This is a genomic window from Ensifer sp. ENS03, from assembly GCF_014852035.1.
Lineage (GTDB): Bacteria > Pseudomonadota > Alphaproteobacteria > Rhizobiales > Rhizobiaceae > Ensifer > Ensifer adhaerens.
The window spans coordinates 20,278-40,378 of sequence record NZ_JACVAV010000018.1 but is presented as its reverse complement, the minus strand read 5'-3'; the positions used below and the strand labels follow the sequence as shown (position 1 = coordinate 40,378).

The window sequence follows — 20,101 nt, the reverse complement described above, 5'->3', positions numbered from 1 at the left end:
CCATGGCTGACAAGAAACCAGGTATCGACCAGGCGCTGATCCGCGATCTCGCCAACATTCTCAAGGACACCGATCTGACCGAGATCGAAGTCGAGCAGGACGACCTGCGCATTCGCGTTTCGCGCAACGGCACGCCGGTTGCCATGCCGATGGCCATGCCGCAGATGCCGGCTTACCAGATGCCCGCCGCAGCGGCCGCTCCTGCAAACGCCGTTGCTGCTCCTGTCGCCGAGAGCGCCCGTGCATCGAAGAATGCCGTGACCGCGCCGATGGTCGGCACTGCCTATCTGTCTCCCGCACCGGGAGCCCGCCCCTTCGTTGAGGTCGGCGCCACGGTCAAGGAAGGCCAGACGATCCTCATCATCGAAGCGATGAAGACAATGAACCAGATCCCGGCTCCGCGCTCGGGCAAGGTCACCGAAATCTTCGTCCAGGACGCAGCCCCCGTCGAATATGGCGAACCGCTGATCGTAATCGAATAAGGCGGCGCGGCGATGATCTCGAAAATTCTCATTGCCAATCGCGGCGAAATCGCCCTTCGCGTGCTTCGTGCCTGCAAGGAACTCGGCATCGCCACGGTCGCCGTTCATTCCACGGCCGACGCCGACGCCATGCATGTGCGCCTCGCCGACGAGAGCGTTTGCATCGGCCCGCCGCCCTCGCGCGATAGCTATCTGAACATTCACCAGATCGTCGCCGCCTGCGAAATCACCGGTGCAGACGCTGTGCATCCAGGCTACGGCTTCCTGTCGGAAAACGCCAAGTTCGCCGAAATCCTTGAAGCGCACGACATCACCTTCATCGGCCCGACGGCGGAACACATCCGCATCATGGGTGACAAGATCACCGCCAAGCAAACGGCGCAGGAACTTGGCATCCCGGTCGTTCCGGGCTCCGACGGCGAAGTGAAGCCGGAAAACGCCCTCGAAGTCGCCCGCAAGATCGGTTTCCCGGTACTGATCAAGGCGACCGCCGGCGGCGGCGGCCGCGGCATGAAGGTCGCCCGCAGCGAGGCTGACCTCGAGGAAGCCGTTGCGACGGCCCGCACCGAAGCGCTTGCCGCTTTCGGCAACGACGCCGTCTACATGGAGAAGTACCTCTCCAAGCCGCGCCACATCGAAATCCAGATCGTCGGCGACGGCGACGGCAATGCGGTGCATCTCGGTGAACGCGATTGCTCGCTGCAGCGTCGTCACCAGAAGGTCTGGGAAGAGGCAAACTCCCCGGCGCTCAACGTCGACCAGCGCATGAAGATCGGTCAGGTCTGCGCCGACGCCATGAAGAAGCTGAAGTATCGCGGCGCCGGCACGATCGAATTCCTCTACGAAAACGGCGAGTTCTATTTCATCGAAATGAACACCCGTCTTCAGGTCGAGCATCCGATCACCGAGGCGATCACCGGCATCGACCTGGTGCACGAGCAGATCCGCGTCGCCTCCGGCGGTGGCCTCTCGGTCCGGCAGGAAGACATCGTGTTCTCCGGCCACGCGATCGAGTGCCGCATCAATGCCGAAGACCCGCGCACCTTCGTCCCATCCCCGGGCACGATCACGCATTTCCATGCGCCGGGCGGTCTTGGCGTGCGCGTCGACTCGGGTGCCTATCAGGGCTACCGGATCCCGCCTTACTACGACAGCCTGATCGGCAAGCTGATCGTGCACGGCCGTACCCGCGTCGAATGCATGATGCGTCTGCGCCGCGTGCTTGACGAATTTGTCATCGACGGCATCAAGACGACGCTTCCGCTGTTCCAGGACCTGATCAATAATCAGGACATTGCCAACGGCGACTACGATATCCACTGGCTGGAGAAGCATCTGGCCGCCACGTCCGAGTAAGGACCAGACATTGAAGGGGACGCGCAGCAAGCAGCCCGATATTACGCCGGACATGCTGCTGCGCGCCTATTCGATCGGCCTCTTCCCGATGGCCGATTCGGCTGACGACCCGGAAATCTTCTGGGTCGAGCCGGAAATTCGCGGGGTGATCCCGCTCGCAGGCTTCCACACCTCTCGCAGCCTCGCCAAAACCATCCGCCGAAAGCCCTTCGACATCCGCTTCAACACCGCCTTCGAAGCGGTCATGGACGGCTGCGCTGCCCCTGCTCCCGACCGGCCAACCACCTGGATCAACAACAAGATCCGCACGCTCTACGCGACGCTGCATACGATGGGCTATGCCCACAGCGTCGAGGCGTGGGAAGGCGACCAACTGGTTGGCGGACTTTACGGTGTTTCGCTCGGCTCGGCCTTCTTCGGCGAAAGCATGTTTTCCAGACGCACCGACGCCTCGAAGATCTGCCTCGTCCATCTGGTCGAGCGACTGAAGGCGCGTGGCTTCGAACTGCTCGATACACAGTTCACCACCGAGCACCTGAAGTCGTTTGGTGCCATCGACGTGCCAAAGGCGGAATACGAAGTGCTTCTGGCGAACGCGATGTCGTCGCCCGACCTCGCCTTCTAACCAAGCCAAATCTCAAAGAATGGGAATACGCCGCCGCTCAGCGCTTCTGCGCGGTGTCCGGCGGCGGCAGGTCCGAGGTCGCCTTGCAGGACTGCAGCCAGACGTCATAGACCGGATGCTCGACGGCGTTCAGACCGGGGCTATCGGCAAACATCCAGCCGGTGAAGATGCGACGGATCTTGCGGTCGAGTGTGATTTCCTCGACCTCGACGAAGGTCGTGATCTTCTGCGCTTCCGTGTCGTCACGGCTGTAGCAGACGCGCGGCGTGACCTGAAGGGCGCCGAACTGCACGGTCTCGCCGATGTAGACGTCGAAAGTGGTGATGCGGCCGGTGATCTTGTCGATGCCGGAGAACACGGCGACGGCGTTGGAAAGGCGGGCTGCGTCAACCGCTTCCGCAGATGCGACCAGCGGCAAAGCGGCAAGCAGGGACAAGCCCAAACGCCGTGTTCCTTGGCCGATTGCCTTGCGCAGATCAGAACCTGCCATAGTCGCCTGTCTCCCGCGTATCCTGTTCGTCATCGATGGATTTCAGGCGCTAACCATCAATTGTGGCCGCGCCATGATCGAGGAACCCATTCCGCGGTCCGTCGTCGTCACTGAGAACAGATTGTTCAGGAGCCGGGCGTCCAGGCGTCGTAGTCGCCGGTCACGCGGGGACGCTTGCCGGTGGCGGCAATCGAGCCCTGCGGGCGGTAGGCGTTGGCCGTTCCGGTCGGATTGACGCGGTGCGCCTTCTGCCATTCGCGCGGCGTGTACTTTTCATCAGCCGGAGAAACGTCGGTCCGGTGATGCATCCAGCCGTGCCAGCCGGCCGGAATGGCGGAGGCTTCGGCGTAGCCGTTGTAGATCACCCAGCGGCGGGTGCGGCCTTCAGAATCCTTGCCGCCCTGGTAGTAGACATTACCGAGTTCGTCTTGACCGACCCGTTGACCGTGGCGCCAGGTGTGAAAGCGCGTTCCGATCGTCTGTTCGTTCCACCAGGTGAAAATCTGCAGCAGGAGCTTCATGGATGCCGTCCTTGACCGGCCGTTGGGAAGGCGGCCAGATACCAAAACAATGTTCCCGCTTATGCCCCGCCGCTCAGGGCTTGTCCAGTGATTCCGAGGCGGAGGCGGTCATTTCAACGGCAGCTGAAAGCCGAAGTGGCTGCGCGCAAAGCCGAGACGCTCGTAGAACCGATGCGCATCGGTGCGCACGGCGTTGGACGTGAGCCTTACCTTCTTTGCGCGCTTCTCCCGCGCCTCGCCGATGGCATGGCGCATCATGCGCTCACCGATCCCACGGCCGCGCATGTCCGCACGCGTCTGGACCGCTTCGACGATCAGGCTGGAGCTTCCACGCCCCGACAGAGACGTGTGCAGCGCGGTTTGAAAAGTGCCGACGGACCTGCCCTTCAAGAACCGCGACAAAGAGCGTCTGCAGCGTCGAGGCTTCAATCCGGTCGAAGGCAGCGGCGTAGTCCGCGAAGGCCTCGGGGTCGGTCGTGTCGCCGTGGCCGCCGAGCGGATCATTGGCGAAGAGCGCGACGATCGCTTCGAGGTCCTTACGCTCGGCCTTGCGGATCAAGAGTTCGGTCGCGTCCATGGTTTCCCCGCTCACATCGTTCATCGCCCGCGGATCAAACACCCGGAGGTAACGGCGCGATGACAGAGCCGTGCCTCTCAAGCTTGTCCACAGGCATGCGAAACTTCAGGCAATCGGACGGATCGCCTAGCCGAGAAGCGGCTTTTCCAGAGCGATGGCCGGCAGACCGGACGGGTCGTCAACCGGGATCTCGCCCACTTCGGCAAAGCCGTGCGCGCGATAGAAGGTGAGCGCGTGCAGGTTCTGCGGCTCGACCTCGACGCGCATGCGCTCGGCGTCCGGGAAGCAGGTTTCGAGTTCGGCGAAGATATCGCGACCGACGCCCTGGCGCTGGAACTTCGGAAGGACATAGAGCTGGTGCAGCACCACCGTCTTGGCTTGCGTGTCGGACATCGCCGCATAGCCCATGCCGCCCAGCTGCCTTCCATCGTCGGCAACAAGAAACTCGGCGTTCTTGCGCGCGAGCCGGGCTTTGAGCGCCGGCAGCGAATGCCAGCGCTCCGTGAGTTCGTTGACCTTCTCGACACCGTAGAAAGTGTCATAGGTCGCGTGCCACGTTTCGATCAGCAGAGCGCGAACCTTCTCCAGGTCGCGCTCGCTTGCCGTGCGCACGAAGAACATCGTTATTCCTCGATGCCGAGCTTGGCCTTGACGAGCGCCTGTACGGCCTGCGGGTTGGCCTTGCCGCCGGTCGCCTTCATCACTTGGCCGACGAACCAGCCGGCGAGCGAAGGCTTGGCCTGCACCTTGGCGACCTGATCCGGGTTGGCGGCGATGATCTCGTCGACGGCCTTCTCGATGGCGCCGGTGTCGGTCACCTGCTTCATGCCGCGCGCTTCAACGATCTCGGCCGGGTCGCCGCCCTCGTTCCAGACGATCTCGAAGAGGTCCTTGGCGATCTTGCCGGAGATGGTCTCGGCCTTGATGAGATCGATGATGCCGCCGAGCTGTGCCGGGGAAACCGGAGTCTCTTCAATGGCTTTGCCGGCTTTGTTCAAGGCACCGAGCAGGTCGTTGATGACCCAGTTGGCGGCAATCTTGCCGTCGCGCCCTTCGGCAACCGCCTCGAAATAATCGGCGATCGACTTTTCGGAGACGAGCACCGAGGCGTCATAGACCGAGAGGCCGAGGTCGCGCACGAAGCGCTCCTTCTTGTCGTCGGGCAGTTCCGGCAGGTCGGCCTTCAGCGCCTCGACGAAGGCGTCGTCGAACTCCAGTGGCAGCAGGTCCGGATCCGGGAAGTAGCGGTAGTCGTGCGCGTCTTCCTTGGAGCGCATCGAGCGGGTCTCGCCCTTGTTCGGGTCGAACAGGCGGGTCTCCTGGTCGATGCTGCCACCGTCCTCAAGAATGCCGATCTGGCGGCGTGCCTCGTATTCGATCGCCTGGCCGATGAAGCGGATCGAGTTGACGTTCTTGATTTCGCAGCGCGTGCCGAAGCCCTCGCCCGGACGACGCACGGAAACGTTGACGTCGGCGCGCATCGAGCCTTCGTCCATGTTGCCGTCGCACGTGCCGAGATAGCGCACGATCGAGCGCAGCTTCGTCATGTAGGCCTTGGCCTCATCCGACGAGCGCATGTCCGGCTTGGAGACGATCTCCATCAGCGCCACGCCAGAGCGGTTGAGGTCGACATAGGACATCGACGGATGCTGGTCGTGCATCGACTTGCCGGCATCCTGTTCCAAATGCAGGCGCTCGATGCCGATCTCGACATCCTCGAACTGGCCCTGACGATCCGGGCCGACCGAAATGATGATCTTGCCCTCGCCGACGATCGGATCCTTGAACTGCGAGATCTGATAGCCCTGCGGCAGGTCCGGATAGAAATAGTTCTTGCGGTCGAAGATCGAGCGATTGTTGATCGCGGCCTTGAGGCCGAGACCGGTGCGCACCGCCTGCTTCACGCATTCCTCGTTGATCACAGGCAGCATGCCGGGCATAGCGGCATCGACCAGCGAGACGTTCGCATTCGGCGCATTGCCGAACTCCGTCGATGCGCCCGAGAACAGCTTCGAATTGGAAAGCACCTGGGCATGGACTTCCATGCCGATGATGACTTCCCAGTCGCCAGTGGCGCCGGGGATGAAGCGTTTCGGATCGGGGGTGCGGACGTCGACAATGCTCATATCATGCTCTTCTTTGAAGCCTGAATTCTTGGTTTCTCGGTAGAACAATTGGTCCGCCGGTGCAAGTTGTTCGGCTGGGTCAGAAGCGCCATATGCAATCTCATGCGGACGGCGGGCGTCTCTTAACCACCGTTTAGCGCCTATCGGCAAGACTTCGCTCATGTCCATCGGCCCTGCCCTGCTCTCGTTCGCAATTCTCGTCAACTTGGCGGCCTTCGGGCTGTTCTGGTACGACAAGCAAGCGGCGCGCTCCGGCCGACGGCGGATCAGCGAGCGGACCCTGCTCACTCTCGCCTTTTTCGGCGGCAGCCCGGGAGCGATGGCGGCGCGCCATATCTTCCGACACAAGACGCGTAAGGAACCCTTTCGCACGCGCCTCGCGTTGATCATCGTCTTGCAAGTGGCGCTGGCGGCCATTGGCACCCTGGCGTTGCAATGACCCCTTGACGCGCGAACGACGGCCTTTTAGGAAGGCACCGTTCTATTGGAGTTTTTATGTTCCGTTCTTCGCCTGAGTCCCGGTAAAGCCCGTCCGCGTAATCCGCTTTGATTGCGCGCACGGGCCGGAAACGTCACCCCGCATCTTCAGTAATTTGCGGAACGTTTTCCTGCGTTCACACGAACGCGATTCCGGAACATTCAGACAATGGACATCTCGCGCGCAGAACAGCGCATTCTTCATCATTTGGCCCAGGGCGGCCGCATCGAAATCACCCGCGACGACAAGGCGATCACCGAAATCCGGTGCTTCACCCGTGACGGCTGGGTCTATCCCGGCTTCGACCTCGAACTTTTCCGCAAATTGAAACGGAAGAAGGCGATTTCATCGTCCGGCGGAAAACCCTACCGCATCACGGAACGCGGGCTGCAGCTCGTGCGCTCCGAACTTAACAACCGCTAGCGGCGAATACGAACGATACCGGGCATGCCAGCATGCCCGGTATCGTCAGATGCGCACTTTACTTTACGGAAAGCGACTTATGTTGCGTGAGCGCTCGATGGGGCCGCGCATTGCACGCGGTCGCGGCCCGCAGCCTTCGCCTGGTAGAGCGCGCGGTCGGCCGCAAGCAGCAAGCCGTCAAGGCCGGTGTCGCGGGTCAGGACTTCGGCAGCGCCGATGCTGATGGTGACGGCGATCCTTCCGCCCTGCTCCAGGTCGATATGGAGCGCGCGCACGGCCTCGAGCAGTCGCTCGGCGACCTTGAGCGCATCGGTCGGGGATTGCCGAACCAGCACAACGGCAAACTCTTCGCCGCCAAGCCGACCGACGAGATCCTCAAAACGCAGCGTCCCGCGAACGGCGCCTGCGACCGAGACCAGCACCTGATCGCCGACGGCGTGACCATAGGTGTCATTGATCGCCTTGAAGCGGTCGATGTCGAGCATCATCACCACCGTCCCGCCTTTTCGGGCGACCGGCGCTGCGATCAGCGCGGCCGCGCGCGCCATGAAGGTCGCGCGCGCCAGGCACTGGGTCAGAAAATCATAATCGACCGCATGGGACAGGCGCCCAATCAGCGCCCGTCGTGCGGCATCGACGCTGGCAACCGCCAGCGGGCAGAGCGCAAGAAGGGTCGTCCCCAGCCGGGTGGAGGTGAGCGTCTGCTCGGCAACGCCGCTGACGCCGAGATGCAGGGCGCCGGAGGCAACGGCAATCTGCGTCAACACACAGACGATCGCCGTCAGGATCGTCACCGGGAACAAGCCATAGCTGAGCGCGCACCACAAGAGTGCCGGCACCGGGAAAGCGAAAGCGCCTGGGCCGCCGATGACGAGCGCCGCAGCGCAGGACAAGACCAGGGAGACGAACGGCCAGACGGTTGCAGAAGCAGAGGCCGTTGACACCGTCATTCTCGTGGCACGGGATCGCAAACCGTCTTCAGGAAGCGGCGCTGCCAGGAAAACCGGGAGCAGAACCACATAATTGACCAGCTCGGTGGTGAGCCAGGCGACGAATGCGTCCGCGACGGGTTTGCCGAAGGACAAGTGAACCGCGACCGCTCCGACGAGCGAGGCGCCCATCGCCGCCAGAGAGGAGGCAGCGAACATGTAAAGGACCGAGCGCGCCCGGCGCAGGTGCCGATGCTCCGGCGAAAAGCGGCGATAGAGCAGGAAGCCGATGACGACGCCGACCATGTTGGCCGCATTCAGCGCCGCGGCTTCATAGAGATCCGCGCCGGTCACCAGGTCCGCAAGAACGTAGGCCAATGCCGCCGTCAGCCATCCAGCCGGGCTGGCGAGCGACGGTTTTCTGATCAGCAGACCGAGCAGGATCGCATTTGCCGGCCAGATCGAAGCCAGCATGCCGACCGGGCGACTCAAGATGCCGAGCACGCAGGCGGTGAAGACGATCACGCCCAGGCCGGCAAGCCAAAACGAATGGTGGAAAGGTCTCAGAACCAACGGTCGCGGAACCGTTTTATCCAGCATCTGCAACAAGCGCCCCCCTTGCGGTGCCCCACCACCACGTCATACCCCATAATATTTCATGGGCCTAATGAATGCGGTGTGAATAGGCCAGCCGGCTTTGCGCGTGGCTGCCATGCATGGGGTGGCGGCGTGTCAGTGATCCGGGCTTTGCTCCAGAGATTTGCTCAGACCGATGAAGGCAACGTCGCTGTCGAGTTGCGGCGCATAGGCGGTCGACAGCCAACTCACGCCATAGCCGTGATTGCGGAAGAAGCGCACGGCGCGGTCGTTGCGCGCGTGCGTCTTGGTGGTGGCCGCGTCGAATCCGTCCGCAGCAATACGACGCTCGATCTCGGCAAGCAGCAGCCCGCCGAAGCCCCTGCCCTGGAGCTGTGGCTCGATCCACAGATCGGAGATCGCATTGTCGAAGTTCTCGCACGCCACCCAACCGCAGATGGCGCCCTCGCCTTCGACGAGCAAAACGGAAAGCCAGTGATCGAACAGAAAACGGAGAAATGCGGCCTCGGCCACGCGCCGCATCTTTTCGCCATCGGCGAGGCCCGCAATTGCCGACTGCCAGGATCTAAGGCCGATTTCGGCCAGCCGGTCGACGTCGCCGGCGCGGGCATGGCGGATGACGGGCATGACGCGGTCTCCTTCCGCGACAAGAGTGGCTTTCAATGCAACCGAAGAAGAAAGGGCGGTACCTCGTCGGTACCGCCCCTCAAGAGATTACCACCACTTGGTGGGTGTGAAGCGGCCGGCCGCCTGTTCGATCACATGCGCCGTCTTGAACAGCGTCTCTTCCTCGAACGGCTTGCCGATCAGCTGCAGGCCAAGCGGCAGGCCCTTGTGGTCGAGACCGCCGGGAACGGCGATACCGGGAAGGCCGGCCATGTTCACCGTTACCGTGAAGATGTCGTTGAGGTACATCTTGACCGGATCGGATGCCAGGTCCTCGTCGGCGATGCCGAAGGCAGACGACGGCGTCGCCGGCGTCAGGATGGCGTCAACGCCGGCATGGAACGCCAGTTCGAAGTCGCGCTTGATCAGCGTGCGCACCTTCTGCGCCTGCAGATAGTAGGCATCGTAGTAGCCGGCCGAAAGCACGTAGGTGCCGATCATGATGCGGCGCTTGACTTCGTGACCGAAGCCGGCGGCGCGCGTCTTTTCGTACATGTCGACGATGTCCTTGCCGTCGACGCGCAGGCCGTAGCGAACGCCGTCATAGCGGGCAAGGTTCGAGGAGGCCTCGGCCGGAGCGACGATGTAGTAGGCCGGCAGCGCGTATTTCGTGTGCGGCAGGGTGATGTCGACGATCTCGGCACCGGCTTCCTTCAGCCAGGCAATTCCCTGCTGCCAGAGCGCTTCGATCTCTTCCGGCATGCCATCGACGCGGTATTCACGCGGAATGCCGATCTTCATGCCCTTGATCGACTTGCCGATCGCGGCTTCGTAATCCGGCACCGGCAGATCGACCGAGGTCGTGTCCTTGGTGTCGACGCTTGCCATCGACTTCAGGAGGATCGCGGCATCGCGCACGTCACGGGCGATCGGGCCTGCCTGGTCGAGCGACGAGGCGAAAGCGACGGTGCCCCAGCGCGAGCAGCGACCATAGGTCGGCTTGATACCGACGGTGCCGGTGAAGGCTGCCGGCTGGCGGATGGAGCCGCCGGTATCGGTGGCGGTCGCGCCGGCGCAGAGATGCGCGGCAACGGCTGCGGCGGAACCACCGGAGGAGCCACCCGGCACGAGATCCAGATTGGAGCCCTTGGCGCGCCACGGGTTCTTGACCGCGCCGTAGTAGGAGGTCTCGTTCGACGAGCCCATGGCGAACTCGTCCATGTTCAGCTTGCCGAGCATGACGGCGCCGTCGTTCCAGAGGTTCTGGGTCACGGTCGATTCGTAGCGCGGCGCGAAACCGTCGAGGATGTGGCTGCAGGCCTGGGTGTGCACGCCTTCGGTGGCGAAGAGGTCCTTGATGCCGAGCGGGATGCCTTCGAGCGCACCGGCCTTGCCGGCGGCGATACGCGCATCCGAAACCTTGGCCATCTCTCGTGCCTTTTCGGGCGTGACGGCGATGTAGGCGTTGATCGCCTCATTGGCGGCATCGATCGCGCCGAGATAGGCGTCGGTCAGTTCGACGGCGGTGATGTCCTTCGCGGCGAGCTTGCTGCGGGCTTCGGCAATCGTCAGGCTGGTAAGGTCGGTCATGGTAAAATCTGGCTTTCGCAATCAGAAACGTCGGGGCGGCTGGCGGGAGATTACTCGACCACCTTCGGAACGAGGAAGAAATTGCGATCGGAATTCGGCGCATTGGCAACGATGTCGTCGGCCTTGTTGCCGTCCGATACCGTGTCCGTCCGCTTCTTCATATCCATCGGCGTGACCGAGGTCATCGGCTCGACGCCATCGACATTCACTTCGGAGAGCTGCTCGACGAAACCGAGGATGCCATTGAGCTCACCCATCATCCGTTCGGCTTCTTCTTCGCTGACGGCGATACGGGCAAGGCGCGCGACGCGCTTCACTGTGGCAAGGTCTACGGACATGATCGTCTCCGGTAACTGGAACTTCCCCCGCTATAATGGCGCAGGGCGAGCCACGCAACGGGGGAATTGCCGGAGGACCGGGCCTCTCGTCAAAAGGCCCGGCGCAACATCAGATCTCGACGACGCCGCCGACGTGCGGCGTCGCCACCTTGGTCGACGCGCTTTCCATGCCGGCAACGAAGGTTTCCGGGGTCTGGTCGATGATCGGGAACGAGCCGTAATGGCAGGGGATGGCTGTCGAGAACTTGAAGAAGCGCTGGCAGGCCAGGGCCGCAACCGCCCCGCCCATGGTGAAACGATCGCCGATCGGCACGATGCCGATCTCCGGCTGATGCAGCTCGTTGATCAGCGCCATGTCGGAGAAGATGTCCGTATCACCCATGTGATAGAGCGTCGGCTCGTCCTCGAAATGCAGCACCAGGCCGTTGGCATTGCCGAGCGAGTGCGAGACGCCGTCCTCGGTCAGCTGCGCCGACGAATGCAGCGCGTTGACGAAGGTCGTCGAGAAACTACCGAGATTGATCGTGCCGCCGGTGTTCCCCATTTCCAGCGCCTTGACGCCATGCCGGCCGAGCCAGGCGGCAAGGTCGGCATTGGCAACGACCGTCGCGCCCGTCTCCTTGGCGATCGCAATGGTATCGCCGACATGGTCGCCGTGACCATGGGTCAGGAGAATGTGGGTGAGCCCGGCGGTCGCGTCCCGGCGCTCCTCGTCGCGGAACGCCGGATTGCCGGTAAAGAAGGGGTCGATCAGGATTTTGGACTTTGCCGTTTCGATGTGAAAGGCGGCATGGCCGAGCCATTTGATCTTCATGACGATCTCCCTGATGATTTGTCTGTCGCAACAGCATATGGATCAGACAACTCTCCGCGCAAAGATCGAATCGACAATCCCATGGCAATTCTCACTATCGAAGAACTCGCAGCCCAGCTACAGCCGAACCAGGCCATTGCAGGCCTCGACCTCGGCACGAAAACGATCGGTCTCTCGGTCTCCGATCTCGGTCGCCGCTTTGCGACCCCGCGCGAGGTGATCCGTCGGGTCAAGTTCGGCGTGGACGCGGAGGCGCTGCTGTCGGCAGCGACGAAAGAAAAGATCGCGGCCTTCGTCATCGGCCTGCCCGTCAATATGGACGGCAGCGAGGGGCCGCGCTGTCAGGCGACCCGCGCCTTCGTGCGCAACATGGAACAGAAAACGCCCCTGCCCTTCGTCTTCTGGGATGAACGGCTTTCGACCGTAGCGGCCGAGCGGGTGCTGATCGAGATGGACGTGTCACGACGCAAGCGGGCCGAACGCATCGATTCGGCCGCGGCCTCGTTCATTCTTCAGGGCGCGCTCGACAGGCTGGCGTCGCTGGCAAGAGACGGCCTCTCGGACTGAGGGGCCGCGGCACCGAAGCGGCGACGATACCAGGCGGCGATCTGGCGGCGCTTGCGAAAGCCGATGATGGCGAAAACGATCAGGCTGTCGACGACGATCGCGCGGGCTACGAGCGGCGGAATGGTTTCCGGCGGGATGCCGAGGACGTTTCCGTAGATCTGGAACACCAGATCATGGGTTTGGCGCGTCAGCATAAAGAAGCCGAAGCTCATGTCGTAGTACGACAGGCCGTACCAGGAGCCCAGCAGCAGGATCGGCCCGCCCCAAAGGATCAGAAACCACTTCATGCGGCTCCCCTTTCCGAGATCTGCCGAAAGACAACCGGGTAAATCGCGCGGTCAGCCAGCACGACGGCCACAAGAACCATAGCCGGAACTGCGATATCTAGCGCCAGTCCGGCAAAAAACATCATCATGATGATCATAAGACCAGTTCTCACCGAACCGCTCCATTCCGGAATCCATTAAAATGCCGGATCAATCTCCGCCCTTGCGGCGACCCGCGCAACGTAAACCATTTGTTAAGGTTAATTTTCACAGGGCAGTCCGGTCGCGGATCCTTGAAGGCGGGACACTCCCGTTTGATCGCCGCCTCGTGCCACCAGCGCATTCCGGTCGGCGATGATTTGAGGTAGCGATAGACGTCCCGCACGCAGGCCCTCCCCCATGACCGTCGTCTTTGAAAGCATTCTTCCCGTCTTCCTGCTGGTCCTGCTTGGCGCCTGGCTCAAGCGTTCGACCTTGATCGATCAGGGTCTTTGGCTCGGGCTCGAGCAGTTCGGCTACTTCATCCTTTTCCCGTCGCTGTTGTTTTCGACGCTCGCCCAGGCCGATTTTGCCGGATTGAAGGCCGATGCGACGGCTATAGCTACGATCGGAAGCGTCAGTTTGATGTCGGTCTTCGTGCTGCTGTTGTGGCCGATGCTGCGGAACCGCCAGGTATCAGGTGCATCCTTCACCTCGGTCTTCCAGACGGCGACACGCTGGAATGGGTTCATGGCGCTGGCGGTCGCGCAGAAACTCTATGGCCCGATCGGCCTGACACTGACCGCCCTGGTGATGACGCTCGTGATCATCCCGATCAATCTCTACAATATCGGTGTTCTCGTCTGGTTCGGCGGTGGCAATCGCGACTTCCGCCGCTTCTTCGCCAAGATCGTCTCCAATCCGCTGATCGTCGCCTCGGTGCTCGGTATTCTCGTCAACATGATCGGATTGAAGATCTACGGCCCAGTGATGGCCACGATCGATATGCTGGCAAGCGCCTCGCTCAGCCTCGGCCTGGTGATGGTCGGTGCGGGCCTGCGGGCATCCGATGCGCTGAAGCCCAGCAGGACGGCGTTGCTCGCGGTCTTCCTCAAGCTGATCGTGATGCCGGTCTTCATGGTGAGCGCGAGCTACCTGCTCGGCATTCGCGGCGATGCTCTGCTGGTCATCGCGCTCGGCGCGGCCGTGCCGACCGCGATGAACGGCTATCTACTGGCCAAGCAGATGGATGGCGACGCCGAACTCTATGCGGCGGTCGCGACCGTCCAGACGGTCGTTTCGTTCTTCACGATACCGCTCGTGCTCTGGCTGACGGCTTACGCCGCAGGGGGCTGACGGCTTACGCCGGACGTCCTGCGACTCAGGCCGCAGGGGGATAGAGAAGGTCCAGGATGTAGGCGGAATCGAAGCGCGAATCGAGCATGCCGTAGGTCGAGCGCCACCCGGCAGCCAGGCGCGATTCGAGGAAGGCATCGGCAATGCGACCGGCACCGAGACGGTAGAGCTCGGCGGCAGCGGCGGCGAGCGCCAGTTGCTCGACCAGCATGCGGGCCGCACCCTCATCACGCTCGCACAGCGACATGGCCGCGCGCAGCACGTCGATCGTCTTGCGACCGGACGGGCCGAGATCGCGGGCCAGCACGACGAAGAGCTGCTCGAACAGATCCTTGCCCTTGGCGAGAACCCGCAGCACATCCAGCGCCATGACGTTGCCGGAGCCTTCCCAGATGGCATTCACAGGCGCTTCGCGGTAGTGGCGCGCCAGTGCACGCTCTTCCACATAGCCGTTGCCGCCGAGGCACTCCATCGCCTCATAGATCAGAGCCGGCGCGATCTTGCAGGCCCAGTATTTCGCAACCGGCGTCATGATCCGCGCGTAAGCCGCGTCTTCCACGCTGCTGCGCGCCTTGTCGAAGGCTTCGGCCAGGCGGAACGAAAGTGCGCTTGCCGCGGCAACGTCGAGCGCCATGTCGGCGAGCACGCGCGTCATCATCGGCTGGCTGACGAGCGGCTTGCCGAAAACCTTGCGGCCGCGCGTATGATGTACGGCTTCGGCAAGCGAGGCGCGCATCATGCCGGCGGAAGCAAGCGCGCAGTCGAGCCGCGTCAGCGTCACCATGTCGAGGATCGTGCGGAGGCCGGCATCCGGCGCGCCGAGAATGAAACCGAACGTGTCTGAGAACTCGACCTCGGAAGACGCATTGGAGCGGTTGCCGAGCTTGTCCTTCAGCCGCTGGAACCGCAGGCCGTTGGCGCTGCCGTCTTCCAGGAGCCTCGGCACCAGGAAGCAGGCAAGCCCTTCGCGGGTCTGCGCCAGCATGACGAAAGCGTCGCTCATCGGCGCCGACATGAACCACTTGTGGCCATTCAGCCGATAGATGCCCTCGCCCACCCGTTCGGCCGTCGAAGTGTTGGCGCGCACGTCGGTGCCGCCCTGCTTCTCGGTCATGCCCATGCCGACGGTGACGGCCGACTTCTGCATCCACGGACGGTTGGTGGAATCGTACTTTCGCGACAGGATCTTCGGCGCCCACTCCTTCTGCACCGCCGGCGACGCAGTGATCGCTGCAAGCGATGCACTGGTCATCGTCAGCGGGCAGAGATGACCGCATTCGAGCTGCGCTGTCAGATAGAAGCGGATCGCCCGCGTCTTGTGCGACTGGTTGCGCTCGTCCGGCAGATTTTCCCAGGCGGACGCGTGCAGGCCCGAGGACATCGAGCGGCGCATCAGCGCATGCCAGGCCGGGTGGAACTCGACGACATCGAGACGCTCGCCGCGCGGCCCGTGGGTCTTCAGCTTCGGCGGACCTTCGTTCGCCATGCGCGCCAGTTCCTGGGCCTCCGGCGAGGTGACGTGGCGGCCGAGCACGTCGAACTCATCGCGCAGCGTCTTGCTAATGCCCGATGTGATGTCGACCACCAGCGGATCGGAGCGATAGGCGTTGACACCGGACCAGGGCTTGGGCTGGTTGAGCTCGGCGAGTTTCTGTTCAGTCCGGTTCATCTGATTCATGGGCCGGTTCTAGCGCAAGTTTCTCGACCACGGAACGGGGCGAAGAAAAGATAGGATCGCCGTTGCAAGTTTTCTGCGGACTGAACCGCGCAAGCCTTGCCGTGCCGGGGACCAGGTCTTATAGAGCGACCACATTTCCAGAGCGCAAGGGCGGCCCATGATCACTTTCCCGCATCGCCACCTGCTCGGCATCAAGGGGCTCACGGAGCAGGATATCACCTATCTGCTCGATCGCGCCGATGAAGCCGTCCAAATCTCCCGTCAAAGAGAAAAGAAGACGTCGACGCTTCGGGGGCTGACGCAGATCAACCTCTTCTTCGAGGCCTCGACCCGCACGCAATCTTCCTTCGAGCTTGCCGGCAAACGCCTTGGCGCCGACGTGATGAACATGTCGGTCGGCAATTCCTCGGTGAAGAAGGGCGAGACGCTGATCGACACGGCGATGACGCTGAACGCCATGCACCCGGACGTGCTGGTCGTGCGTCACTCCTCGGCCGGTGCCGCAGCCCTTCTCGCACAAAAGGTCTCCTGCTCCGTCGTCAATGCGGGCGACGGCCAGCACGAACACCCGACACAGGCGCTGCTCGACGCGCTGACGATCCGCCGCGCCAAGGGCAAGCTCTCGCGCATCATCGTGGCGATCTGCGGCGACGTGCTTCACTCGCGCGTTGCGCGCTCCAACATCCTGCTCCTGAACCAGATGGGCGCACGGGTTCGGGTCGTCGCACCGGCGACGCTGCTTCCCTCCGGGATCGCCGACATGGGCGTCGAAGTCTACCACTCGATGGCCGAGGGCCTGAAGGATGCCGATGTCGTCATGATGCTGCGCCTGCAGCGCGAGCGCATGGCCGGGTCCTTCGTGCCGTCTGTACGCGAATACTTCCACTACTACGGGCTCGATGCGGAAAAGCTGAAGGCAGCCAAGGCGGATGCGCTTGTCATGCATCCCGGGCCGATGAACCGCGGCGTCGAGATCGCCTCGGAAATCGCCGACGGGCCGCAGAGCGTGATCGAACAGCAGGTCGAGATGGGCGTTGCCGTGCGCATGGCGGTTATGGAAACGCTGCTTCTCTCGCAGAACCAGGGGCCGCGCACATGACCAGACCACTCGTTCTGAAGAACCTTCGCATCGTCGATCCCTCGCGCAATCTCGATGAAGTCGGCACTGTTATCGTCGGCGACGACGGCCTTATCCTTGCTGCCGGTGCCGATGCCCAGAACCAGGGCGCGCCGGATGGCGCCTTCGTCAAGGACTGCGCCGGCCTCACCGCCGTTCCGGGCCTCGTCGATGCCCGCGTCTTCGTCGGCGAACCGGGAAGCGAACACCGCGAGACCTTCGAGTCCGCATCGCGGGCCGCCGCTGCCGGCGGCGTCACCACCTTCATCGCCATGCCGGAGACCGACCCTGTCATCGACGACATCGCGCTCGTCGAATATGTGAAGAAGACGGCGCGCGACAAGGCGCTCGTCAACGTGCATCCGGCCGCAGCGCTGACCAAGGGTCTTGCCGGCGAAGAGATGACCGAGTTCGGTCTGCTTCGCGAAGCGGGTGCTGTCTGCTTCACCAATGGTCGTCGCTCGATTCACGACACGCTGGTCCTGCGCCGCGCCATGACCTATGCGCGCGAATTCGGCGCCGTCATCTCCCTTGAGACCCGCGACAAGTATCTCGGTGCCAACGGCGTCATGCACGAGGGCCTGCTTGCAAGCTGGCTCGGCCTTTCCGGGATCCCGCGCGAAGCGGAGATCATTCCGCTCGAGCGCGACCTGCGCATCGCCGGACTGACGCGTGCCGCCTATCACGCCGCCCAGATCTCGGTTCCCGAATCGGCCGCCGCGATCCGTACCGCACGCGAGCGTGGCGCCAACGTCACCTGCGGCGTGTCGATCAACAATCTCGCGCTCAATGAGAACGACATCGGCGAATACCGGACATTCTTCAAGCTTTCGCCGCCGCTGCGCAGCGAGGACGACCGGATCGGCATGGCCGAGGCACTGGCCGACGGCACGATCGATATCATCGTCTCCTCGCACGACCCGCAGGACGTCGACACCAAGCGGCTGCCCTTTGCCGATGCTGCCGATGGGGCGATCGGCCTGGAAACGCTGGCCGCGGCCGCGCTTCGCCTGCATCACAGCGGCCAGGTTCCGCTGATGCGCCTGATCGATGCGATGTCGACGCGGCCGGCGGCGATCTTCGGTCTCGACGCCGGTACGCTGAAACCCGGCGCCAAGGCCGATATCACCGTCCTCGATCTCGACGAGCCCTGGGTGCTTTACGAAGAGGCGATCGTTTCTCGCTCCAAGAATACGCCGTTTGAAAATGCGCGCTTTACCGGGCGGGTCGTGCAAACCTATGTTGCCGGCAAGCTGGTGCATTCGGCCTAAGCCGAAAGCGGTCGCGCGGGAGGGGAACCGGTGGATCTATTGTCCTGGCAGCTTGGGCTGCCCTTTACGCTCTTAAGCCTTGCCTTCGGCTATCTCCTTGGCTCGATCCCGTTCGGACTGATCCTGACGCGCATGGCCGGGCTCGGCGACGTGCGCAAGATCGGCTCCGGCAATATCGGCGCGACCAATGTGCTGCGAACCGGCAACAAGAAGCTTGCTGCCGCAACGCTGTTGCTCGATGCCCTGAAAGGCTCCGCCGCAGCGTTCATCGCATCCTACTGGGGCGTCGAGGCGGGAATCGCCGCGGGCTTTGCCGCCTTCATTGGCCATCTCTACCCGGTCTGGCTTGGCTTCAAGGGCGGCAAGGGTGTCGCCACCTATATCGGCGTCCTGCTCGGCCTTGCTCCCCTCATGGTGCTTGCCTTCGCGGTCATCTGGCTCGGCATGGCGAAAATCAGCCGCTACTCCTCATTGTCCGCCCTGGTTGCAACGGCTATCATTCCGGTTCTACTTTACGCGGCAGGCAACGAGAAGGTCGCCCTCCTCTTTACCGCCATGACGGTCATCACCTGGGTGAAGCACCGCGCCAACATTCAGCGGCTGCTCGCCGGCACGGAAAGCAAGATCGGAGACAAGGGATAATGTCTGAGGCCAGCGCAGGACGAAACGGAGTGGCGCTGACCGAACGACAGAAGATATCCTGGCTCCGGTTGATCCGCAGCGACAATGTCGGCCCCATCGCCTTCCGCGACCTGATCAACCATTTCGGCACCGCGGAAAATGCGCTCGACGCCTTGCCTGAACTGTCGCGGCGCGGTGGAACCAGGCAGACCTATCGTGTGGCTTCCGTAAGCGAGGTCGAACGGGAACTCGAAGCTGCCCGACGCCATGGCGCTGTCTTCATCGGCATCGGCGAAGCAGCCTACCCCTCGGCACTCAGGCAGATCGACGGTGCTCCCCCTCTGCTCGCGATGAAAGGCGATCTCAGCGCGGCTGGCCGCCCGTCGCTCGGCATTGTCGGCTCGCGCAACGCGTCGGTCAGCGGCGCAAAGTTTGCGGCGATGATTGCGTGCGACGCCGGCCGCGCCGGTTATGTCGTGACCTCGGGCCTTGCGCGTGGTATCGACACGGCTGCCCACCGCGCCAGCCTTGATACCGGCACGATCGCAGCCCTTGCCGGCGGTCTCGACCGCCCCTATCCGCCCGAGAACGTCGGCCTGCTCGAAGAAATCACGGCCGGTCGGGGCCTCGCGATCAGCGAAATGCCTTTCGGCTGGGAGCCACGGGCGCGCGACTTTCCGCGCCGCAACCGGCTGATCGCCGGCATCAGCCTCGGCGTTGCGATCGTCGAGGCCGCGCACCGCTCCGGCTCGCTCATCACCGCGCGCTACGCCGCCGATTTCGGCCGGCTCGTTTTTGCGGTTCCCGGCTCGCCGCTCGATCCGCGCTGCCATGGCACCAACGATCTCCTGAAACAGGGCGCGATCGTCACGACCGGCCCGGATGACGTGATCGAGGCGCTGGCGCCACTCAGCCAGCTGGAGCTGCCGCTGCCGGGCGTGCGGGAACCGGATGGTCAGGCGCGGGCTGGTGTTCCGGCGAGCGCGAGCGACAGCGACCGCGCCGCGGTCAGCACCGCGCTCGGCCCGACGCCGGTCGAGATCGACGATATCGTCCGCCACACCGGGCTTTCGCCGGCTCAGGTCTATCTGCTTCTGCTGGAACTTGATCTGGCCGGTCGGCTTGATCGCCATGCTGGCGGCCTCGTGTCGCTCGCGACGCCCGAATGATGACAAGCCACAGCCACAGGCGGGCACGCCAGCGGGACCAATCACGCGTTTCAGATCGCAGATTCAGCGTGTTTCCGCATGGTTCGCCCACTGGCCTCTCTTCGTTATTTTGGGCGAACCCCCTT

General features: G+C 63.1%; 23 protein-coding genes and 1 pseudogene. 11 read left to right on the top strand and 13 right to left on the bottom strand.

Translation table 11 applies throughout. The features are described 5' to 3' along the window. The first annotated feature begins 2 nt into the window (after positions 1-2). The 3 genes from accB to aat are packed head-to-tail and all read left to right on the top strand — an operon-like array spanning position 3 to position 2,463. Entirely contained in the window at positions 3-482 is a 480-nt protein-coding gene (gene accB / locus IB263_RS33075) for an acetyl-CoA carboxylase biotin carboxyl carrier protein (protein ID WP_090294493.1), read from the top strand. 12 nt (positions 483-494) lie between these two features. Beyond that, positions 495-1,838, top strand: coding sequence for an acetyl-CoA carboxylase biotin carboxylase subunit (gene accC, locus IB263_RS33070; protein ID WP_192439578.1), 1,344 nt, complete (start codon positions 495-497; stop codon positions 1,836-1,838). 10 nt (positions 1,839-1,848) lie between these two features. Further along, positions 1,849-2,463, top strand: a complete 615-nt coding sequence (aat, locus tag IB263_RS33065; protein WP_034795444.1) for a leucyl/phenylalanyl-tRNA--protein transferase — start codon at positions 1,849-1,851, stop codon at positions 2,461-2,463. A gap of 37 nt (positions 2,464-2,500) precedes the next feature. On the opposite strand, the gene IB263_RS33060 is transcribed toward aat, so the two are convergent. From IB263_RS33060 to gatB, 5 genes and pseudogenes are all read right to left on the bottom strand, one after another. Beyond that, complete coding sequence (locus IB263_RS33060) at positions 2,501-2,953, bottom strand: DUF2155 domain-containing protein (protein WP_034795441.1); 453 nt, start codon at positions 2,951-2,953, stop codon at positions 2,501-2,503. Positions 2,954-3,078: 125 nt separating this feature from the next. Beyond that, positions 3,079-3,474, bottom strand: coding sequence for an NADH:ubiquinone oxidoreductase subunit NDUFA12 (locus IB263_RS33055; protein ID WP_034795438.1), 396 nt, complete (start codon positions 3,472-3,474; stop codon positions 3,079-3,081). A gap of 108 nt (positions 3,475-3,582) precedes the next feature. After that, positions 3,583-4,051 (bottom strand): annotated as a pseudogene (locus IB263_RS33050) (N-acetyltransferase family protein). A gap of 126 nt (positions 4,052-4,177) precedes the next feature. Next, the gene (locus IB263_RS33045) at positions 4,178-4,672 is read right to left on the bottom strand and encodes a GNAT family N-acetyltransferase (RefSeq protein WP_192439577.1); all 495 of its coding nucleotides are present in this window, start codon (positions 4,670-4,672) and stop codon (positions 4,178-4,180) included. A gap of 2 nt (positions 4,673-4,674) precedes the next feature. After that, a complete protein-coding gene (gene gatB / locus IB263_RS33040; RefSeq protein ID WP_034795650.1) occupies positions 4,675-6,177 on the bottom strand; it encodes an Asp-tRNA(Asn)/Glu-tRNA(Gln) amidotransferase subunit GatB in 1,503 nt (500 codons plus the stop codon). Between the two features lie 160 nt (positions 6,178-6,337). On the opposite strand from gatB, the gene IB263_RS33035 reads away from it, so the two are divergent. Together IB263_RS33035 and IB263_RS33030 are read left to right on the top strand one after the other, a co-directional pair. Further along, entirely contained in the window at positions 6,338-6,616 is a 279-nt protein-coding gene (locus tag IB263_RS33035; RefSeq protein WP_060583564.1) for a DUF1294 domain-containing protein, read from the top strand. 207 nt (positions 6,617-6,823) lie between these two features. Further along, positions 6,824-7,078, top strand: a complete 255-nt coding sequence (locus IB263_RS33030) for a YjhX family toxin (RefSeq protein ID WP_034795416.1) — start codon at positions 6,824-6,826, stop codon at positions 7,076-7,078. Positions 7,079-7,155: 77 nt separating this feature from the next. Here IB263_RS33030 and IB263_RS33025 read toward each other — a convergent pair whose 3' ends face one another. The 5 genes from IB263_RS33025 to IB263_RS33005 form a co-directional block, all read right to left on the bottom strand. Continuing rightward, a complete protein-coding gene (locus IB263_RS33025; RefSeq protein ID WP_089045735.1) occupies positions 7,156-8,607 on the bottom strand; it encodes a diguanylate cyclase in 1,452 nt (483 codons plus the stop codon). A gap of 132 nt (positions 8,608-8,739) precedes the next feature. Next, positions 8,740-9,231 (bottom strand): GNAT family N-acetyltransferase, encoded by a 492-nt coding sequence (locus IB263_RS33020; RefSeq protein WP_060522219.1) that lies wholly within the window; start codon positions 9,229-9,231, stop codon positions 8,740-8,742. A gap of 87 nt (positions 9,232-9,318) precedes the next feature. After that, entirely contained in the window at positions 9,319-10,800 is a 1,482-nt protein-coding gene (gatA, locus tag IB263_RS33015; RefSeq protein ID WP_034795412.1) for an Asp-tRNA(Asn)/Glu-tRNA(Gln) amidotransferase subunit GatA, read from the bottom strand. A 50-nt stretch (positions 10,801-10,850) separates the two neighbouring features. After that, on the bottom strand, positions 10,851-11,138 hold the full coding sequence (gene gatC, locus IB263_RS33010; RefSeq protein WP_034795408.1) for an Asp-tRNA(Asn)/Glu-tRNA(Gln) amidotransferase subunit GatC: 288 nt from the start codon (positions 11,136-11,138) through the stop codon (positions 10,851-10,853). Positions 11,139-11,247: 109 nt separating this feature from the next. After that, positions 11,248-11,952 (bottom strand): metal-dependent hydrolase, encoded by a 705-nt coding sequence (locus IB263_RS33005; protein WP_034795392.1) that lies wholly within the window; start codon positions 11,950-11,952, stop codon positions 11,248-11,250. Between the two features lie 81 nt (positions 11,953-12,033). Here IB263_RS33005 and ruvX point away from each other — a divergent pair, with 81 nt between their 5' ends. Next, complete coding sequence (gene ruvX, locus IB263_RS33000) at positions 12,034-12,519, top strand: Holliday junction resolvase RuvX (protein WP_090294502.1); 486 nt, start codon at positions 12,034-12,036, stop codon at positions 12,517-12,519. Here the strand turns inward: ruvX and IB263_RS32995 are convergent. Both IB263_RS32995 and IB263_RS32990 read right to left on the bottom strand, forming a co-directional pair. Beyond that, a complete protein-coding gene (locus IB263_RS32995; protein ID WP_060522216.1) occupies positions 12,465-12,806 on the bottom strand; it encodes a DUF6105 family protein in 342 nt (113 codons plus the stop codon). The two genes, ruvX and IB263_RS32995, sit on opposite strands and share 55 nt — an antisense overlap. Next, positions 12,803-12,943, bottom strand: a complete 141-nt coding sequence (locus IB263_RS32990) for a hypothetical protein (RefSeq protein WP_089045732.1) — start codon at positions 12,941-12,943, stop codon at positions 12,803-12,805. The genes IB263_RS32995 and IB263_RS32990 overlap by 4 nt, the downstream gene beginning before the upstream one ends. Before the next feature lie 241 nt (positions 12,944-13,184). Between IB263_RS32990 and IB263_RS32985 the strand changes: the two genes are divergently transcribed. Further along, positions 13,185-14,120 (top strand): AEC family transporter, encoded by a 936-nt coding sequence (locus IB263_RS32985; protein WP_192439576.1) that lies wholly within the window; start codon positions 13,185-13,187, stop codon positions 14,118-14,120. A gap of 25 nt (positions 14,121-14,145) precedes the next feature. Here the strand turns inward: IB263_RS32985 and IB263_RS32980 are convergent, their stop codons facing one another. Then, entirely contained in the window at positions 14,146-15,798 is a 1,653-nt protein-coding gene (locus tag IB263_RS32980) for an acyl-CoA dehydrogenase family protein (RefSeq protein ID WP_192439575.1), read from the bottom strand. Positions 15,799-15,955: 157 nt separating this feature from the next. Between IB263_RS32980 and IB263_RS32975 the strand changes: the two genes are divergently transcribed. The 4 genes from IB263_RS32975 to dprA are packed head-to-tail and all read left to right on the top strand — an operon-like array spanning position 15,956 to position 19,976. Then, entirely contained in the window at positions 15,956-16,897 is a 942-nt protein-coding gene (locus IB263_RS32975; protein WP_034795379.1) for an aspartate carbamoyltransferase catalytic subunit, read from the top strand. After that, positions 16,894-18,186, top strand: a complete 1,293-nt coding sequence (locus IB263_RS32970; protein WP_034795376.1) for a dihydroorotase — start codon at positions 16,894-16,896, stop codon at positions 18,184-18,186. Before IB263_RS32975 ends, IB263_RS32970 begins: the two co-directional genes overlap by 4 nt. Positions 18,187-18,216: 30 nt before the next feature. Continuing rightward, positions 18,217-18,828, top strand: coding sequence for a glycerol-3-phosphate 1-O-acyltransferase PlsY (gene plsY, locus IB263_RS32965; protein WP_060583553.1), 612 nt, complete (start codon positions 18,217-18,219; stop codon positions 18,826-18,828). Beyond that, positions 18,828-19,976 carry a DNA-processing protein DprA gene (dprA, locus tag IB263_RS32960; RefSeq protein ID WP_192439574.1) on the top strand — a complete coding sequence of 383 codons (1,149 nt, stop codon included), beginning with the start codon at positions 18,828-18,830 and terminating at the stop codon, positions 19,974-19,976. Before plsY ends, dprA begins: the two co-directional genes overlap by 1 nt. The last annotated feature ends 125 nt before the right edge of the window (positions 19,977-20,101 follow it).

What these genes read in the sequence shown, in the direction of transcription:
- accB (WP_090294493.1), top strand. Translation starts at nt 3, where the DNA reads ATGGCTGACAAGAAACCAGGTATCGACCAGGCGCTGATCCGCGATCTC.
- accC (WP_192439578.1), top strand. Translation starts at nt 495, where the DNA reads ATGATCTCGAAAATTCTCATTGCCAATCGCGGCGAAATCGCCCTTCGC.
- IB263_RS33060 (WP_034795441.1), bottom strand. Translation starts at nt 2,953, where the DNA reads ATGGCAGGTTCTGATCTGCGCAAGGCAATCGGCCAAGGAACACGGCGT.
- IB263_RS33055 (WP_034795438.1), bottom strand. Translation starts at nt 3,474, where the DNA reads ATGAAGCTCCTGCTGCAGATTTTCACCTGGTGGAACGAACAGACGATC.
- IB263_RS33045 (WP_192439577.1), bottom strand. Translation starts at nt 4,672, where the DNA reads ATGTTCTTCGTGCGCACGGCAAGCGAGCGCGACCTGGAGAAGGTTCGC.
- gatB (WP_034795650.1), bottom strand. Translation starts at nt 6,177, where the DNA reads ATGAGCATTGTCGACGTCCGCACCCCCGATCCGAAACGCTTCATCCCC.
- IB263_RS33035 (WP_060583564.1), top strand. Translation starts at nt 6,338, where the DNA reads ATGTCCATCGGCCCTGCCCTGCTCTCGTTCGCAATTCTCGTCAACTTG.
- IB263_RS33030 (WP_034795416.1), top strand. Translation starts at nt 6,824, where the DNA reads ATGGACATCTCGCGCGCAGAACAGCGCATTCTTCATCATTTGGCCCAG.
- IB263_RS33025 (WP_089045735.1), bottom strand. Translation starts at nt 8,607, where the DNA reads ATGCTGGATAAAACGGTTCCGCGACCGTTGGTTCTGAGACCTTTCCAC.
- IB263_RS33020 (WP_060522219.1), bottom strand. Translation starts at nt 9,231, where the DNA reads ATGCCCGTCATCCGCCATGCCCGCGCCGGCGACGTCGACCGGCTGGCC.
- gatA (WP_034795412.1), bottom strand. Translation starts at nt 10,800, where the DNA reads ATGACCGACCTTACCAGCCTGACGATTGCCGAAGCCCGCAGCAAGCTC.
- gatC (WP_034795408.1), bottom strand. Translation starts at nt 11,138, where the DNA reads ATGTCCGTAGACCTTGCCACAGTGAAGCGCGTCGCGCGCCTTGCCCGT.
- IB263_RS33005 (WP_034795392.1), bottom strand. Translation starts at nt 11,952, where the DNA reads ATGAAGATCAAATGGCTCGGCCATGCCGCCTTTCACATCGAAACGGCA.
- ruvX (WP_090294502.1), top strand. Translation starts at nt 12,034, where the DNA reads ATGGCAATTCTCACTATCGAAGAACTCGCAGCCCAGCTACAGCCGAAC.
- IB263_RS32995 (WP_060522216.1), bottom strand. Translation starts at nt 12,806, where the DNA reads ATGAAGTGGTTTCTGATCCTTTGGGGCGGGCCGATCCTGCTGCTGGGC.
- IB263_RS32990 (WP_089045732.1), bottom strand. Translation starts at nt 12,943, where the DNA reads ATGATCATCATGATGATGTTTTTTGCCGGACTGGCGCTAGATATCGCA.
- IB263_RS32985 (WP_192439576.1), top strand. Translation starts at nt 13,185, where the DNA reads ATGACCGTCGTCTTTGAAAGCATTCTTCCCGTCTTCCTGCTGGTCCTG.
- IB263_RS32980 (WP_192439575.1), bottom strand. Translation starts at nt 15,798, where the DNA reads ATGAATCAGATGAACCGGACTGAACAGAAACTCGCCGAGCTCAACCAG.
- IB263_RS32975 (WP_034795379.1), top strand. Translation starts at nt 15,956, where the DNA reads ATGATCACTTTCCCGCATCGCCACCTGCTCGGCATCAAGGGGCTCACG.
- IB263_RS32970 (WP_034795376.1), top strand. Translation starts at nt 16,894, where the DNA reads ATGACCAGACCACTCGTTCTGAAGAACCTTCGCATCGTCGATCCCTCG.
- dprA (WP_192439574.1), top strand. Translation starts at nt 18,828, where the DNA reads ATGTCTGAGGCCAGCGCAGGACGAAACGGAGTGGCGCTGACCGAACGA.